This is a genomic window from Psychroserpens sp. (genome assembly GCF_047633235.1).
Lineage (GTDB): Bacteria > Bacteroidota > Bacteroidia > Flavobacteriales > Flavobacteriaceae > Psychroserpens.
In genome coordinates, this window is record NZ_JBLIET010000010.1 from 1 (window position 1) to 17,429 (window position 17,429).

A 17,429-nucleotide genomic window follows, 5' to 3' on the forward strand; every position below is an offset into this window, starting at 1 on the left:
AGGCTAACGGAATTACTTTTAGCGGCAACCCCATTGTAATATTAATTGTTTTTATAGATTTAGGAATAGAGTTAAGTAACGGTATAAGTAGGGTTTCATCCCCTAGTATAACTGCGGTATCTTGGAGGTTTTGTTTTTCATCATGAATCTTTTCTAAAAGCTCTCCTACATATTTGATTTGACTTATATTTTTGGGAGCACCAATAATTTTAATGTTTTTTTCTTTGGAATAATGTGTTGTGATCCAATTAAATTCGTGGGTATTAAAATAAGACCAGTCCTTTTTATGAGCTCTTGTAAACAAGCCTGCGTCATGAATGGGGTTTTCAATAAAGGTTTCATCTATATCCCAATATATAAGCGCGAGATCTTCTTCTAATAAGGCCTGTATGATAATCTCTTCTGCTTTATTGAGTGCATTAAAACCAACAAAAACAAATGTTTCATTCTTATTTAATGTGATGTAGTGTTTAATATTATTAACGGCTTCCTTATATATTAAACCTTGATATCCTTTTCTCTTATCGCGAAGTTGTTTTTGAAAATTAGCGTAGTAGTTTTTTAAGCGATTCCAGAACTGAAGATAATTTTTTATGTATTGCGTAGGCTGCTCTTCCAGCGACCAATGGTGATTTTCAATTTCTTTGATGGCTGTCAAATAATCAAATACTTTATTGGATTCAATTAAATAACGATCTAATTCATTGAAGTCTTGGAGTAGTATTTGTGCCCATTTAGAAAACTTATCGAAAGATTCTATATGTTCTTTAGGAGTGCATTTACTATAAACATCGTAGAATTCAAAAAGCAACTCAGCATTGGTCGCATATTGATAACCTGAAAGCGTCTCAACAAATTCTTCAATAGAGACTATTTTAGGAGAAAATATAGTCTTTTTAATATGCTTGGAGATGGCCTCCTTTAAAAATGTGCCTGCACGTTTGCTAGGCAATACAAATGTTAATTGAGATAGATCATGTTCTCTTTCTATTAAATCTGTAATTACGTCATCTATGAATGTTCTCATAGTATAAAAATAAAAAACGCTCCGAATATCGGAGCGTTTTATTTATTTATTTATGTTGTGAATGTGAAACTTATTTAAGCTTTACTTCAACACGTCTGTTTTCCTTTCTACCGTTTCTAGTTTTGTTAGAAGCGATTGGGAATTCTTCACCAAAACCATTTGCAGTTAATCTATCTGCATTAATTCCTTTAGTGATTAAGTAATCTCTAACTGCGTTTGCTCTTCTACCAGATAAAGCTTCATTAGTAGACTTAGAACCTACGCTGTCAGTATGACCTTCTATTGCGAAATCTGCTTGAGGATATTCTTTAAAGATTACAACCATTGCTTGTAAAATGTTATCAGTTTCTTTTTGGAAAGAAGCTTTACCAGTTTCAAACAAGATAGATCTTGCATATGTATTTAATGCCTTTACTACTTCTGGAGTAGGCATAACTTCTGGACAACCATTGTTAGCAACAGTACCAGCTTCGTTAGGACATTTATCATCTTTGTCTAAAATTCCATCACCATCTGTATCAGGCCAAGGACATCCTTTGTTAGCAGAAGGACCTTTTTCGTTAGGACATGAATCATCTTTATCAGCTACTCCATCAGCATCAGCATCAGGACATCCAGCTAAAGCTTTTAAACCAGCTACAGTAGGACAAGCATCATCTTTATCAGCAATACCATCACTATCTCCATCAGGACAACCGTTGAACTCAGCTAAACCAGCTTGGTTAGGACAATCATCTTTAGAATCTTCGATACCATCGTTATCAGAATCAGGACAACCGTTGAAAGCCTCTAAACCAGGAACATCTGGACAAGCATCATCTTTGTCGTATACACCGTCGCCATCTGTATCTTTACCACCAAATTTGATAGCTAGACCAAGAGTGTGTTGCCAGTGCGTAGGAAGGTAATCTTCAAAAGCATGTTTGTATGACGTTTGAGCCGTAAGGCCTATGTTTTCAGAAAACCAAAAATTAATACCGAATGTACCATTCAAAGTACCAGCACCAATATCATCAACCCAAGTGTAACCACCACCAACTCCTAAATAAGGATCTAGCCAGCCATTTTTCTTGATAGCATCTTGGAAACTGTAAGAAACAGCACCATCTAAGGCGTAGTAAGATAAATCATCAGCACTAGAATCTCCAATCTTGCTAATTTCGTTTATAGATCCTGCTGCAGTAAATGTAAACCCGCTTTCTATGTATCTCGATACAGAAAGAGATGACAATGAAGGTAACATATTCCAGTGATCTGTAGCATTGAAGAATTCATCAAATAACTCACCACGAGGAGCATCTTCTCCGACAGGATAAAGATCAATTGCATTAGCGCCAAGAGTAAACTTCCAAGGATTGTTACTATCTTGTGCATTTGCATTGAAGCTAAGTACTAGCAACAAAACAAAAAATAATCTGCTAAGATTTTTCATATTCAAAATAATTTAATTTTAAGTGTTAATTAATCACAAAAGTAAGTTGTTAAATTTTATTAACAAAGACAAATATATAAAAATATTGATTGTTTGCACTAAAAATAGGGAGTTTGGAATAATTTTAAATAACCTTTAATGATTTCCCTACTTTGATAAATGCAGTAATTGCCTTGTCTAAATGAGATTTTGTATGCGCAGCAGATAGCTGTACTCTTATTCTTGCTTTATCTCTCGGTACAACAGGAAAAAAGAAACCAATAACATATATCCCTTCTGCCAACAACATTTTAGCCATAGTTTGAGACAGTTTTGCATCATATAACATAACAGGTACAATAGCAGAATCACCGTCTATAATATCAAAACCAGCAGCCATCATTCCTTTTTTGAAATAGCTTGTGTTGCTTTCTAAAGTATCTCTCAGGGAGGTATCATTAGCCAGCATTTCAAAAACTTTTATTGAAGCACCTACAAGGGCAGGAGCTAACGAATTTGAAAACAAATAAGGTCTAGATCTTTGGCGTAATATTTCAATAACTTCTTTTTTAGCAGTTGTGTAGCCGCCCATTGCGCCACCCATCGCTTTACCAAGAGTACCTGTAATGATATCAATACGACCTAAAACACCTTTTTCTTCAAGGGTACCTCGACCTGTCTTTCCTATAAAACCTGTAGCGTGACATTCATCTATCATCACGAGTGCATCGTACTTATCGGCTAAGTCACAGATGTCGTCTAATGGCGCAACTGAGCCATCCATAGAAAACACACCATCGGTTACAATAATCTTAAATCTTGCACCATTGTCATTAGCAGCTATAAGTTGCTGCTCTAAATCTGGCATGTTATTATTAGCATAGCGATAACGAGCTGCTTTACACAAGCGCACACCATCAATAATTGACGCATGATTTAAAGAATCTGAGATTATGGCATCTTCCTTTCCTAATAAAGGTTCAAAAACGCCTCCATTGGCATCAAAAGCTGCGGCATATAATATGGTGTCTTCTGTTCCGTAGAAATCTGCAATTTTTTGTTCTAGTTCTTTATGGATATCTTGTGTTCCGCAGATAAAACGAACAGATGACATTCCAAACCCATGCGTATCCATAGCATCTTTGGCTGCTTGAATAACCTCTGGGTGAGAAGACAAGCCCAGGTAATTGTTTGAGCAAAAGTTTAAAACTGTTTGTCCTGTAGACAAACTTATCTCTGCACCTTGGGGAGACGTAATTATTCGCTCTTCCTTAAATAGACCGTCATTTTTTATAGATTCTATCTCGTTTTCTAGGTGCTGTTGGATTTTTCCGTACATAGTTAATTTAATTTTTTACAAATTTAAAATTCTTTTATCACAATATCGTCGTTAATGTAAATAAGGACTTTATTTATAACTTCAAAATTCATTTCTTCTAATATATATTGATAATCAAATAGTTGCTCTTTATGTTTTGAATCTTGTAACCCTGTTTTGTAATCTATTATTGTCGCTTGATTTTTAGCATTAACGACAACTCGGTCAGGTCTGAATAGTTTTCCGTTTTTAGAGATGATATCCTGTTCATTATATATACTATTATGATCATCAAAGTAAGACTCCAGTTGTTTGTGGTTTACAATACGATTTATAATATCTTGAAGCTCGTCATATTGAGCCGAATTAATAACCCCTGAACTTAGAAAATGCTCTAGTGCAAATACCACATCAAGTGGTGTTTTAATAAGAGCCATAATATGATGTACAAGATCTCCACGCTCAATTGCTTTTTCTTGAGCTGTGTCCCATAAGTAGGCAGAATTTGTAATAATATTCAGGTTATGATCTTCTTTTCTAGTTGAAATCAATTGGCCTTGTTCGATTATAATACGCTGTTCTTCTTTTACTTTTTCTTCGGAAGTTTTTCTGTTTTCACCAAAGCTATATTCCAATTCGCTATCACTCCACTTGCCAATGGCTTTGAGGTAATTAATGAATAGTCCTGAGTAGTGCGTTAGTTTTTCACCGTTAGTTTTTTTGTCTAGATCATACTCTGAAATGATATATAATTGCTCAGCAGCTCTTGTCAGAACAACATATAGAAGGTTTAAACTATCTAGTTCTAATTGCGAGCGATAATTGCTGTACATTTCAGCTCCCAAGTCATTAAAGGACTCCAGATCCTTATTCATGTTGATATATAAGTTAGAGAACCCATTAAATTTTTCCTTATCTACAGGAAACCATATTTTAGGATTCATATCAAAGTAGATATCTTGATTAGCATATGGGAAGATAACTACGGGGAACTCCAACCCCTTAGATTTATGGATGGTCATAATCTGTATGGCATTTTTTCCAGAAGGCGACACAATACTCAATTGGTTTTTTTTACGTTCCCAATAGTCCAACAATCCTTGAAAACTAGCATTGTATTTTTGGGAGTAATCAAAAACTTCGTCTAAATAGAACTGTAAATATGCGTTGGATATTTTATTTAATTCAAATCCTCTAATAATACTTTCTGTGGCTTCATAAATGGGGAGTTGTAAAAACTCGTGGTAGTTAAAATCAAATCCAAAACCATTTAGTTTTTCAAAAAAGGAATTAGTGTTTAAATGCACAAGACCTTCATAAAAGGTGTGTGTATCTTCAAGTTGCAATTTATTTTCGGTTATATAATTTAAAAGGTCAGCTTTTATAGCATCGTTTTGAGGTTGCAAACTCAATGTGATAAGCTGACTTATAAATTGTACTTCTGGAGAATTCTTTATGAGTAAACTTTCCGAAGAAATAATATCAATATTCAAATCACTTAAAAACTCTGCAATTGCAAAGCCTTCTTTCTTTTTTCTAACAATAATGCAAATGTCTTTTCTTTTAAAACCTGTACTTTCTGCTTTTTTTATGGTTTTTAAAACAGCTTCACATTGTAAATCGTTTTTATCTTCATCTTGGGCGTTTAAAAAGGATAATTCTACATAGCCTGTTTTATCAATGATTACATTTTGTGATGCATTCTTAAATATATGCTGATGCTTTGGGTTTGTAAATGATACATCAGCAATATGATTGAAAAAGCTGTTGTTAAATTCCACAATGGTTTTATGACTTCGATAATTATCAGGAAGGTTTTTAATAACTTGTTCTATCGCAAGTGGCTTTGTGTCTTCATTATAGAGATTTATAAACTGCTCTGCACGTCCACCTCGCCATCTGTAAATTGCCTGTTTTGCATCACCAACCAACATCGCAGTGCCAGTTTCGCCTTTTAGATTTTCTCCAGAAACCACATTATTTATTAACGGAATTAGGTTCTCCCACTGCAATTCAGAGGTATCCTGAAACTCATCAATAAAATAATGTTTAAATTTTTCTCCAATACGTTCGTATATGTAAGGTGCAGGCTGCTCTTTTATTTCAGTATTGATAATGGCATTAAACTCAGATATTAGTAAAATATCATCCTCATCTTTTATGTCTTGAAGAGTTCTACTTATAGCGCTTAGAACAGATAAAGGCGTTATATTTTTTAAAGCATTATTTAAAAATTTAGAGGTGAAAACGAATCTTTTAATCGTGAGGTAGTTAGTTTCAATTTCTGGTAACAGACCATCTATTATTAGTGCTTTATTAGCATCTAGGGTTTTGTTATAAATAGAAGTGTTATTCGCTAAATTTTCTTGTAATTTATTGTCATAAAGCCCAGATAAATTTAAGCTACTGGCTTTTATGAAGTGGTTAGGCAGAGTTTTTCTACTAAAATCTTCAGCCTCTAATCCATTGGTATCTATTAAAGACAATGAAGTTTCTGCTAGACTTACAATTTGACTTTCAATATCCTTATTTTGCTTTTGTAGAATGCTTTTTAAACCTTTAAAATCACTTAAAGACTTATCCTTAAGATCATTTAGATATTTAAGATCATTTTCTTTAACCAAGAGCTGCGCTATGGCATTAAAATCATAAGAAATATCCCAGCTTTTATCGTCATCAGTTTTTTCAATAGCAAAATCGACCAACACTTTGGTAAGCTCGTCATCACTGCCAGCTTTGTCAATAAGTTTATCAACTGCTTTGCTTAAAATTGAAGAGGTATCTAATTCAACCTCAAAATTTACGGGTAGCTTAAGATCAAAAGCAAAAGTCCTAATGAGTTTATGATTAAACTTATCTATTGTAGAAATATCAAAAGCTGCGTAATTATGCACAATAGTTTCGAGTAATTTTTTTGATTTATAATGAAGATCTTTTGGAGAGATAGCGAGTTCCTTTGCTAAATCTCTAAACATGTCGTTTGGATTATCAATTATTTTTTCTTCGGAAAACGTTTTAAGCATATCAATAATACGCTCTTTCATTTCGCCAACAGCCTTGTTGGTGAACGTTAGTGCTAAAATATTTCTGAATGTTAATTTACTTTTAGATTGAAATAAAAGGCGGAGATAATCTTTTACAAGTGCATAGGTTTTCCCGCTTCCTGCGGACGCATTGTAAATTGTAAAACTTGAAAGTTGACTCACAGCTAAAATTTTATACAAGATAAAAAACCCATTTCTTTTACCGTCATTTTCTCGATAGTATTTAAGAAGTAATTATCAGAACCAAAACAGTCTTTTAATAACGTTAAAATTTTCATAAGTAATGGTTTATGTAAGCTTTATAATTTTAGAATTCGGTGTTTTTTGCTTAAGTTTGAGAGAATGAACAATTAAATTAAAAATCTATACTATTATGGCTTTCGAATTACCGAAATTAAAATATGCATACGACGCGTTAGAACCAAACATCGATGCTCGTACAATGGAAATACATCATACCAAACATCACCAAGGTTATACAAATAAGCTAAATGACGCTATCGAAGGAACGGCTCATGAAGGGAAGAGTATTGAGAATATCTTAGATAATCTTGATATGGACAATAAGGCAGTTAGAAATAATGGAGGTGGTTTTTATAATCATTCTTTATTCTGGGACGTAATGAATCCAGAGGATAGAGGCTATCTTTCTGGTGATTTAAAAGATGCAATTGATGCCGCTTTTGGTTCTAAAGAAGCTTTTATGGAGGCTTTTAGTAAAGCTGCAGCAACACAATTTGGGTCTGGATGGGCTTGGTTATGTGTTCATAAAGGAGGAAAAGTTGAGGTGTGTTCAACACCAAATCAAGATAATCCATTAATGCCAGGAGTAACATGCGGAGGAACACCAATTTTAGGATTAGATGTTTGGGAGCATGCTTACTACTTAAACTATCAAAATAGACGACCAGATTATATTGAAGCGTTCTTTAAGGTAATCAATTGGAATGAAATTGAAAGACGTTACGCAGAAGCTAAATAGTCGCAATAACATAAACATTAAGAAAGCAAACTCATTTGGGTTTGCTTTTTTTATGCTTCGGAAATAGAGAAGAATTAGGAGTGAATTAAAAATGAAAAAAGGTGAACGAGAGTTCACCTTTTTTGCCCCAAATCTACCATAAACTTAACCTACTTATGTTATGGTTCAACAAATATAAGTGGACTTTTAATGAATAGTTTAATTTTTTAGACCAACGACGAATAAATTGGCTTAAACGAGAAAATGAGCGTTTTCTTTGGGTAATATGCGTTATAAGAATATACATTGATACCGTTATGACTATTTGTGAATTGTCTGTTACGTAGAATAATCTAAAAAGGTTTTGCAGAAAAAATTGAGGCTCGTGAGTTGTTCGTATATATCCATAAAAAAAGGTGAACAGATGTTCACCTTTTTTTGCCCCAAATCTACCATGAACTTAACCTACTTATGTTATGGTGAGACCAATGTATGTGTTATTTTGAGATTCGTTGCTAAATATTAGACGAAATGCATTTTTATCGGACAAAAATGATAATATCCTAGATAAAGTGACAATTTTATGTTTTTTATCTAGTAAGCTCTCTCTTTATTTCCTTCATAAAAATTAATAAAAGCTCTGTTAACCACACGGTTACCACCAGGAGTGGGATAATTACCGGTAAAATACCAATCCCCTAGATTTTTTGGACACGCCTTATGTAAATTTTCAATAGGTTGAAAAATAGTTTTTACTTTTGCCTTTATTGATGGATCTGAAATTAACTCAGCAATCTTAGCTGATATTTCATCTGCTGTAAATTGACGATATAAGTCCTTTACATAATTTTTTACTTCTTTATCTTTTAGAGTTAATTGCGCTTTACATTTGTGATACACTTCCTCAATTAAATAATAATTGTTAGTCTCTTTTAATAATGCCAACATTGCTCTAAACGCAATTAAACTTTCTAGATTTGCCATATCAATACCATAACAATCTGGATACCGAATTTGAGGAGCAGAGGATACGACCACAATTTGCTTTGGATTCAAACGATCCATCATCTTAATAATACTCATTTTGAGTGTTGTACCTCTCACAATACTGTCATCAATAATGACAAGATTATCTGTTGGTTTAATGACACCATAAGTCACGTCATAAACGTGAGCAACTAAATCATCCCGACTACTATCTTCTGTAATAAAGGTTCTAAGTTTAACATCTTTAATTGCGATTTTTTCAATTCGAGGTCTTTCAGATAGGATCTCTGTAACTGTTTCTGCGGAAAGTTTTCCGCCACCATCCAAGATAGTTCTCGTTTTGCGCTCATTAAGATGTTGTTCTACAGTTTCAATCATTCCGAAGAAAGACGTTTCCGCAGTATTCGGAATATATGAAAACACGGAGTTTTTTGTATCACCATCAATGGCTTCCAGAACTTTAGGCATTAACAATTTCCCTAATGTTTTTCGCTCCTGATAGATTTCAGCATCACTTCCACGGGAAAAATAAATGCGCTCAAAAGAACATGCTTTACGCTCTAGTGGCTCCAATATTTGTTCTATAGAAACCTCACCAGATTTTTTTGTAATTATAGCGTGACCTGGAGCTAACTCCTTAACATCTTCAAAATCAACATTAAAAACAGTCTGTATTACAGGGCGTTCTGAGGCAACCACAACAACTTCATCATCTTCATAATAGTAAGCTGGACGGATACCAGATGGATCACGTAAAACAAAAGAATCACCGTGACCTAATAAGCCAGCCATAGCATAACCGCCATCCCAATTTTTAGCAGCTTTTTTTAAAATCTTAGCAACATTCAAACGCTCTGCAATTAGTGGAGAACATTCATTTTTGTTATAACCTTCTTTCTTTAATTTCTTATAAATTTTAGATACGGCATCATCCAAGAAATGACCAATCTTCTCCATAATAGTAACGGTGTCTGCCTTTTCTTTTGGATGCTGACCCAACTTTACTAAACCATCAAATAAGTGATTAACATTAGTCATATTAAAGTTACCTGCAACGATGAGGTTTCTGTGCATCCAATTATTTTGTCTTAAAAACGGATGAACACTTTCTACACTATTTTTACCGAAAGTGCCATACCGAACATGACCTAAAAAAAGTTCGCCAATATAGGGGATGTGTTGTTTTTGTAGCGCAACATCGTCTTGATATTCTGGATGCTCTGTGAGCTCTTCATTAATACGCTCATTGATTTGAGCAAAAATATCTTGAATAGGTTGTTGAGCGATTGAGCGTACACGACTAATATAACGATCTCCGGGTTTTGTGTCTAATTTAATACTTGCAAAACCAGCACCATCTTGTCCACGATTATGCTGCTTTTCCATTAAGAGGTACATTTTGTTTACTCCGTAAAATGCACTTCCATATTTTTCTTTGTAGAATTCTAATGGTTTTTTGAGTCTTATGAGTGCAATTCCGCATTCATGTTTTAAAGCATCGCTCATTGGTGTGTTGTTGTTTTAAAGTATTTTAAAATTAAAGATTATGAACTAAATTTAGCATAAAAAAAACGCACTCAATTTTGAGCGCGTTAGTTTATGATAATTCAATATTGAATTGTGTTAGCTTTTTAAAGTCTTTTAATCGATGCTCAATGTCACCTTTGCTTAAACTCTGCATTCGTTCTGTACCAAATTTTTCGACACAAAACGATGCTAAAGTAGAACCATAGATGACAGCGTTTTTCATATTCTCAAAACTGTAATCTTCTGTTTTTGCTAAATAACCAGCAAATCCTCCAGCAAATGTATCTCCTGCTCCCGTAGGATCAAAAACTTCCTCTAGTGGTAAAGCAGGTGCATAAAACATATGCCCATCATTAAATAATAACGCACCATGTTCTCCTTTTTTAATGACCACATATTTAGGACCCATTTCATGAATCTTTCTTGCAGCAACAACCAATGAGTATTCTCCAGTTAATTGTCTAGCCTCTTCGTCATTAATAGTAATGACATCGACATTTTTTATGACTGCATGTAAATCGTCTAAAGCGATATCCATCCAAAAATTCATAGTATCTAAAATAGCCAACTTTGGCTTTTTATTCATCTGGTCTAATACACCTTGTTGTACCATTGGATGTAAATTTCCAAGCATTACAACATCTGCCTCTTTATAAACGTCAGGTACAACAGGATTAAAATGTTCTAAAACATTTAACTCTGTTACTAAGGTATCACGAGAATTCATATCGTTATGATATTTACCACTCCAAAAAAATGTTTTACCATCTTCTACAATTTCAATACCGTCTATATTGACGTTTTTGTTGGATAAAAGGTCTAAATATTCCTTCGGAAAATCGCCACCAACGACAGATACTACTGCTGAGTCAACATCGAAGTTTGAAGCAGATAAACCGATATAGGTTGCTGCTCCTCCGAGAATTTTGTCTGTTTTTCCAAATGGGGTTTCAATAGCGTCAAAAGCGACTGTACCAACTATAACTAATTTGCTCATAAAGCGTTTTAAAATTTGCTGCAAATATACAGTTTTTAAGAACTAAAAGGCGAATTTATTTTCGTCCAAAATCTGCAGGAATTTCTCCCCAAGCCTTTGTTTCCCATTTTACTATAGTCGTCTTGTACTCATTCTCTTTTAACCATTGTACTGCACGGTCTACGAGGTCATAAACGGGTTTGTTTTTTGCACTGCGTTCTAACTTAGAGTTACAGTATTTTTTTCGCACCCAACTCATGGCTGTTCTTGAATCTGTATATAAGATGCGGTCGCTGCTGTGTTTTTTTAGAAAACCTAATCCGTGAACTAATGCCAGAAATTCTCCTAAATTATTTGTGCCTTGAGTAAAAGGGCCTTGGATAAAAAGCTGTTTTTTTGTTTTAGTATCCACACCACGATACTCCATAATACCGGGATTACCTGAAGATGCTGCATCAACAGCAATAGAATTAAAATTAGGTTTCCCAATCTTTTTGAGTTGCTCTTTAGTGAGCTCACTAGCAAAGGACTTGTTTTTGCCTATGTAATCAAAATAATTACCTTTTAAGGCTTCTTTTGCAGCATCAAACGTTTCAAAAGATTTGTATTGAGCACCTTCAAAATTTTTGATTTGTGCTTTACAATCATTCCAGGATTCAAAAACACCTGCGTGATGTCCTTTCCAAACGGTGTAGTATTTTTTTTTCTTTTTACTCATTCTTAGTGCCCACGAAGGTAGATATCTGTTTGTTTTAGTCTTGGAGCTTGTGGTATCTCGACTCTGCTCTATGCGACAGTTGTACTAATTTTCTTTTGGTGTACTGCTTAACCCTTTATCATACTAAGCAGTAGATTTCTGTCATTCAGAGTGATAGTGAAGAACCTTTATCTTAGTCAAGTAAATAGATTCTTCAGTCCCACTTCCTTCTGAATGATACCGCTTACTTATTTAAAAGCTTGTCAACAACCTTTGGAAAATGCTCCATTTCCAAATTATGAATTTTATCTGCAACATCTTGAGCAGAATCGGTTTTGAGTACTGCACATTTCGACTGAAAGATTATAGCACCTTCATCATAATGTTCGTTCACATAATGAATAGTGATTCCAGTTTCGGTTTCTTTGTTAGCAACTACAGTTTCGTGAACAGTCATGCCATACATGCCTTTTCCTCCGTATTTTGGTAATAGTGCAGGATGTACATTAATAACTTTATTTGGGAATTCATTTAAAATTCTCTTCGGAAACATCCATAAAAAACCAGCGAGTACAATTAAATCTGGTTGTGCAGATTTTAAAATATTTAGAACGTCATCTGTTCCTGTAAATCCTATTTTATTGAATGATAGCGCACTAACTTTAAGTTTTTTAGCACGCTTTAGTACTTGGGCATGAGGATTGTTACTGAGCACTAGAATAACAGAAGCATTTTCTCTGTTGTGAAAAAAGGTAATTAAATTTTCAGCATTAGTTCCACTTCCGGACGCAAAAATGACAATACGTTTTATCTGCACGTTTATATTTTTTAGGGTTATCAGGTGAAATTCGCTAATTGAATTTATTAAATGTTAAGCAAAATATCTCAAGCTCATTTCATTTTAAACAAGTAGTTAGTGTTTTTCAAAACAAAAAAAAGAATAATAATTAACAAATAGAACGTAAAACATAAATTCTTCAAAGTAATTTTACTAAATTACCATCACATTTTTAAATTAAAGGTGTGTATTGAAATAAAGTTTTTTTATTTTTGCGAACTAATTAAAATTTAAAATTAAAAAATTATGTCAGACATTGCATCAAGAGTAAAAGCGATTATCGTAGACAAATTGGGAGTTGATGAAAACGAAGTTGTAACTGAAGCGAGCTTCACAAACGATTTAGGAGCAGATTCATTAGACACTGTCGAGTTAATCATGGAATTTGAAAAAGAATTTGATATTCAAATCCCAGACGACCAAGCTGAAAATATTGCAACAGTTGGTCAAGCGGTCTCTTACATAGAAGCAGCAAAATAATTCAATAAATATTTATGGAATTAAAGCGAGTTGTAGTTACTGGTTTAGGAGCACTTACACCCATTGGTAATACCAAAGATGAATTTTGGGATGCGCTTGTAAGTGGTAAAAGTGGTGCTGCACCTATAACATATTTTGATACTGAAAAGTTCAAAACAAAATTCGCTTGCGAATTAAAAAACTTTAATGCTACCGACTTTTTTGATAGAAAAGAGGCTCGTAAAATGGATAGATTCGCACAGTATGCCATGGTAGCTTCAGATGAAGCTATTGTAGATTCTAAGCTAAATCTAGATAAAATAGACAAATTACGAGTAGGTGTTATTTGGGGAGCAGGAATTGGAGGCTTGGAAACATTTCAGCAAGAAGTTTTAAATTTTTCAGCTGGAGATGGTACACCAAGATTTAATCCGTTCTTTATTCCCAAAATGATTGCAGACATTGCACCAGGAAACATATCTATAAAACATGGATTCATGGGACCTAATTACACAACAGTATCTGCATGTGCCTCTTCGGCAAACGCCATGTTTGATTCATTAAATATGATTCGTTTGGGTCATTGCGATGTGATTGTAACAGGTGGGAGTGAGGCAGCAGTAACTATTGCAGGGATGGGTGGTTTTAATGCTATGCATGCGCTATCTACAAGAAATGAAAGTCCAGAAACAGCCTCTAGGCCTTTTGATGCGACCAGAGATGGTTTTGTTTTAGGCGAAGGCGCTGGAGCTATTATTCTTGAAGAGTACGAGCACGCAAAAGCAAGAGGAGCTAAAATTTATGCTGAATTGTTAGGAGGCGGATTATCGTCTGATGCATATCACATGACAGCGCCGCATCCTGATGGTATAGGTGTTATTGCGGTAATGAAAAATTGTTTAGAAAATGCGGGTATAAAACCTGAAGAAGTTGATCATATCAACACGCATGGAACATCAACACCTCTTGGAGATGTTGCTGAACTTAAAGCGATTTCTGAAGTGTTTGGAGACCATGCTAAAAATATTAACATCAATTCTACTAAGTCTATGACTGGACATTTATTAGGAGCAGCTGGAGCTATAGAAGCTATTGCGTCAATTTTAGCAATGGAACATAGCTTAGTGCCTCCAACAATAAATCACGAAGTAGTTGACGAGAATATTGATCCTAAACTTAATTTAACATTAAATAAAGCACAAAAAAGAGACGTTAAAGTTGCTATGAGTAATACGTTTGGATTTGGCGGTCACAACGCCTGTGTATTATTCAAAAAATTAGACTAAATCCCGAATGAGCTTCATTCGTAACATATTTAAAAATTCCCGTTCTATTAAAGACGGGAATTTTTTTTTATTACTCAACGATATTCTCGGTTATAAGGTCAAAAACAAATCACTGTACTTTAAGGCCTTTACTCATCGTTCTATGAATATAAGAGACGAAAAAGGGAATGCATTAAATTATGAGCGGTTAGAGTTTGTTGGTGACGCTATGTTAAGTGCTGTAATTGCTGCTTACTTATTTGAGGAAGTACCACATGGTGATGAAGGGTATTTAACCAAAATGAGATCTAAAGTGGTGAGCAGAGAACATCTTAATGAATTAGGGAAGGATTTAAAACTTATTGATTTGGTAGAAAGTAAAATTCCTAAATCTAATTTTGGTAATAATATTCATGGAAATCTATTTGAGTCTTTAGTTGGTGCCATTTATTTAGATAAAGGCTATCATTTTTGTGAAAAATTTATTCATAAGCGTGTTATTAAACCGCATGTGGATATTGAAACCTTAGAAGGTCGTGTTATCAGTTATAAGAGTTTATTGATAGAATGGTGTCAAAAAGAAAAGAAAACTTTTGACTACAATGTTTATGAAGATACAGGAAATGATGAATTAAAGCATTTCTCTGTAAAGCTCTCAATAGATGATAAAGTCGTTGCAAAAGCTAGAGCAACTTCCAAAAAGAAAGCGGAAGAAAAGGCCTCAAAGCGTGCTTTTTTCGCATTTCAGAATCAAATAACTAAAGTGTTTTAAATGACCTGTTGGCGCTTTAACTAATTCTTTACAACTACAACGTTTTCGCTATGTCCCGTCGTTAAGATTAACCAAAACTTCATGTTTTAATACCTATAATATACTATATTTACGGCCTGTAGATGATTCATTATGGCATTACACAAGTTACTCGTTGACGATTTTTATGATGCGTCCTTCTCGCTTATAGCAATTCATTGCAAGCTTGAAGATTATCGTTTAGCTTATCTTCTTAATAAGTATTTAGGACTTAATTTGCGACGTAAAGCGCACGATTTAGACTATAATTATTTTGATGCTTCTTTTTCGATTTTCGAGTGGGAAAATGAAAAAATAGATAGTGTCTGGAATCTCGTGTCAAACGTATGCAAGAAAGAAGAAGCAGCATTACAAAGCTCAGGCTTTTTATTTGATAACCAAACTACAGTAACAAGAACTGTTAATTTACTACCAGAATTAAAAACAGTAGATTATCTCATAAAAGTATCCACTGAGGATCGTCATTTTAATGAGAAACTCATTTTAAATAAAATACAAATAATACCTCAAGTCATAACGACATACAGCGTTGATATTGAGAAATTAAAATCTAAGGAACACTTAATTTTTGACTAATGCAAAGAAGAAAAAAAACAAAAATAGTAGCTACACTAGGACCAGCAACGAGTACTAAAAAAGTACTTAAAGCGATGCTGGAAGAAGGTGTAAATGTATTTAGAATTAACTTTTCTCATGCAGATTATAAAGATGTAGAAGAGCGTGTAAAAATGATTAGAGAATTAAACGAAGAGTTTGGTTTCAATGCGTCTATACTTGCAGATCTTCAAGGGCCAAAATTGAGAGTTGGTGTCATGAAAGGTGAAGTTATCGTTAATGAAGGTGATGAAATTATATTCGCTACAGGAGAACGTTTTGAAGGCACGAAGGATCGTGTCTATATGACGTATGATAAATTTCCACAAGATGCAAATCCTGGAGAACGTGTCCTTCTAGATGACGGTAAATTAATTTTTGAAGTGGTTTCTACAGATGGCATATCTGAGGTTAAAACACGCGTTATTCAAGGTGGACCGCTACGTTCTAAAAAAGGAGTCAACCTTCCAAATACGAATATCTCGCAACCAGCATTAACAGAGAAAGATATTGAAGATGCCATTTTTGCATGTAGCCTTAAAGTAGATTGGATGGCATTATCATTCGTTCGTCATGCAGAAGATTTAATGCAATTAGAAGAATTGATTAAAAAACATAGTGATCATAAAATCCCAATCATAGCAAAAATTGAAAAGCCAGAAGCGGTAGCCAATATTGATAAGATTGTTGCTTACTGCGATGGATTAATGGTTGCTCGTGGTGATTTAGGAGTTGAGATTCCAGCAGAAGAAGTGCCTTTAGTGCAAAAGCAATTAGTATTACGTGCTAAGCGGGCTAGAATTCCTGTGATTATTGCAACCCAAATGATGGAAACAATGATTACAAGTTTGACACCAACGCGTGCAGAGGTGAATGATGTTGCTAACTCGGTAATGGATGGAGCAGATGCAGTAATGTTGTCAGGAGAAACATCAGTTGGAAACTATCCAGTACAAGTGATCACACAAATGGCTAATATTATTAGAAGTGTTGAAGACTCAGATTTGATTAAGGTACCACAATCACCACCGCATATTAAAACTAAGCGTTACATCACAAAGTCTATTTGTTATCACGCAGCACATATGGCTAATGATATTAAGGCAAAAGCAATTTCTACATTAACAAACTCAGGATATACAGCCTTTCAAATATCGGCTTGGAGACCAAGCGCTCATATCTTAGTGTTTACCTCTAATAAGCGAATCTTAACACAGTTGAGTTTGCTTTGGGGTGTTGAAGCTTTTTACTATGATAAATTTGTAAGTACAGACGAAACTTTAGAAGATGTAAATGCCATTGCCTGTAAAAAAGGCTACCTAGAAGTAGGTGATATGTTAATTAGTTTAGCAGCAATGCCTATTCAAGAAAAAGGAATGGTAAATACGCTAAGAGTTACAGAGATTACGAGTTGTAGTTTTTAATATCTTAAGTTATTCGATATCGTAATAGAAATAAAAAATGCGTTAGCTATTTTGTGTAACGCATTTTTTTATGACTTTTTAGTTTACATG

General features: G+C 34.2%; 13 protein-coding genes and 1 pseudogene. 6 read left to right on the plus strand and 8 right to left on the minus strand.

The genetic code is table 11. The annotated features are described in order from the left end of the window. From ACJAZK_RS04865 to ACJAZK_RS04880, 4 genes and pseudogenes are all read right to left on the minus strand, one after another. Window positions 1-1,027: pseudogene (locus ACJAZK_RS04865) on the minus strand (PD-(D/E)XK nuclease family protein); the annotation flags it as partial. Between the two features lie 70 nt (window positions 1,028-1,097). Continuing rightward, window positions 1,098-2,459, minus strand: coding sequence for an OmpA family protein (locus ACJAZK_RS04870; RefSeq protein ID WP_415222887.1), 1,362 nt, complete (start codon window positions 2,457-2,459; stop codon window positions 1,098-1,100). A 124-nt stretch (window positions 2,460-2,583) separates the two neighbouring features. Then, window positions 2,584-3,777 (minus strand): glycine C-acetyltransferase, encoded by a 1,194-nt coding sequence (gene kbl / locus ACJAZK_RS04875; protein ID WP_415222888.1) that lies wholly within the window; start codon window positions 3,775-3,777, stop codon window positions 2,584-2,586. A gap of 23 nt (window positions 3,778-3,800) precedes the next feature. Then, window positions 3,801-6,962, minus strand: a complete 3,162-nt coding sequence (locus ACJAZK_RS04880; RefSeq protein WP_415222889.1) for a UvrD-helicase domain-containing protein — start codon at window positions 6,960-6,962, stop codon at window positions 3,801-3,803. Window positions 6,963-7,173: 211 nt separating this feature from the next. Between ACJAZK_RS04880 and ACJAZK_RS04885 the strand changes: the two genes are divergently transcribed. Further along, complete coding sequence (locus tag ACJAZK_RS04885; RefSeq protein ID WP_415222890.1) at window positions 7,174-7,782, plus strand: superoxide dismutase; 609 nt, start codon at window positions 7,174-7,176, stop codon at window positions 7,780-7,782. Between the two features lie 573 nt (window positions 7,783-8,355). Here the strand turns inward: ACJAZK_RS04885 and ACJAZK_RS04890 are convergent. The 4 genes from ACJAZK_RS04890 to ACJAZK_RS04905 all read right to left on the minus strand — a co-directional run bounded on the left by ACJAZK_RS04890 (window position 8,356) and on the right by ACJAZK_RS04905 (window position 12,759). Continuing rightward, window positions 8,356-10,254 carry an amidophosphoribosyltransferase gene (locus ACJAZK_RS04890; RefSeq protein WP_415222891.1) on the minus strand — a complete coding sequence of 633 codons (1,899 nt, stop codon included), beginning with the start codon at window positions 10,252-10,254 and terminating at the stop codon, window positions 8,356-8,358. A 91-nt stretch (window positions 10,255-10,345) separates the two neighbouring features. Next, window positions 10,346-11,272, minus strand: coding sequence for a PfkB family carbohydrate kinase (locus ACJAZK_RS04895; protein WP_415222892.1), 927 nt, complete (start codon window positions 11,270-11,272; stop codon window positions 10,346-10,348). 55 nt (window positions 11,273-11,327) lie between these two features. Continuing rightward, window positions 11,328-11,969, minus strand: coding sequence for a viroplasmin family protein (locus ACJAZK_RS04900; protein ID WP_415222893.1), 642 nt, complete (start codon window positions 11,967-11,969; stop codon window positions 11,328-11,330). A gap of 223 nt (window positions 11,970-12,192) precedes the next feature. After that, on the minus strand, window positions 12,193-12,759 hold the full coding sequence (locus ACJAZK_RS04905) for a phosphoribosylglycinamide formyltransferase (RefSeq protein ID WP_415222949.1): 567 nt from the start codon (window positions 12,757-12,759) through the stop codon (window positions 12,193-12,195). A 273-nt stretch (window positions 12,760-13,032) separates the two neighbouring features. Between ACJAZK_RS04905 and ACJAZK_RS04910 the strand changes: the two genes are divergently transcribed. The 5 genes from ACJAZK_RS04910 (at window position 13,033) to pyk (ending at window position 17,339) form a co-directional block, all read left to right on the plus strand. Next, window positions 13,033-13,266, plus strand: a complete 234-nt coding sequence (locus tag ACJAZK_RS04910) for an acyl carrier protein (RefSeq protein ID WP_013869581.1) — start codon at window positions 13,033-13,035, stop codon at window positions 13,264-13,266. A gap of 14 nt (window positions 13,267-13,280) precedes the next feature. After that, complete coding sequence (fabF, locus tag ACJAZK_RS04915) at window positions 13,281-14,531, plus strand: beta-ketoacyl-ACP synthase II (protein WP_415222894.1); 1,251 nt, start codon at window positions 13,281-13,283, stop codon at window positions 14,529-14,531. 7 nt (window positions 14,532-14,538) lie between these two features. Then, a complete protein-coding gene (gene rnc / locus ACJAZK_RS04920; RefSeq protein ID WP_415222895.1) occupies window positions 14,539-15,282 on the plus strand; it encodes a ribonuclease III in 744 nt (247 codons plus the stop codon). A 132-nt stretch (window positions 15,283-15,414) separates the two neighbouring features. After that, window positions 15,415-15,897 carry an IPExxxVDY family protein gene (locus tag ACJAZK_RS04925; RefSeq protein ID WP_415222896.1) on the plus strand — a complete coding sequence of 161 codons (483 nt, stop codon included), beginning with the start codon at window positions 15,415-15,417 and terminating at the stop codon, window positions 15,895-15,897. Next, complete coding sequence (gene pyk, locus ACJAZK_RS04930; RefSeq protein WP_415222897.1) at window positions 15,897-17,339, plus strand: pyruvate kinase; 1,443 nt, start codon at window positions 15,897-15,899, stop codon at window positions 17,337-17,339. The genes ACJAZK_RS04925 and pyk overlap by 1 nt, the downstream gene beginning before the upstream one ends. The last annotated feature ends 90 nt before the right edge of the window (window positions 17,340-17,429 follow it).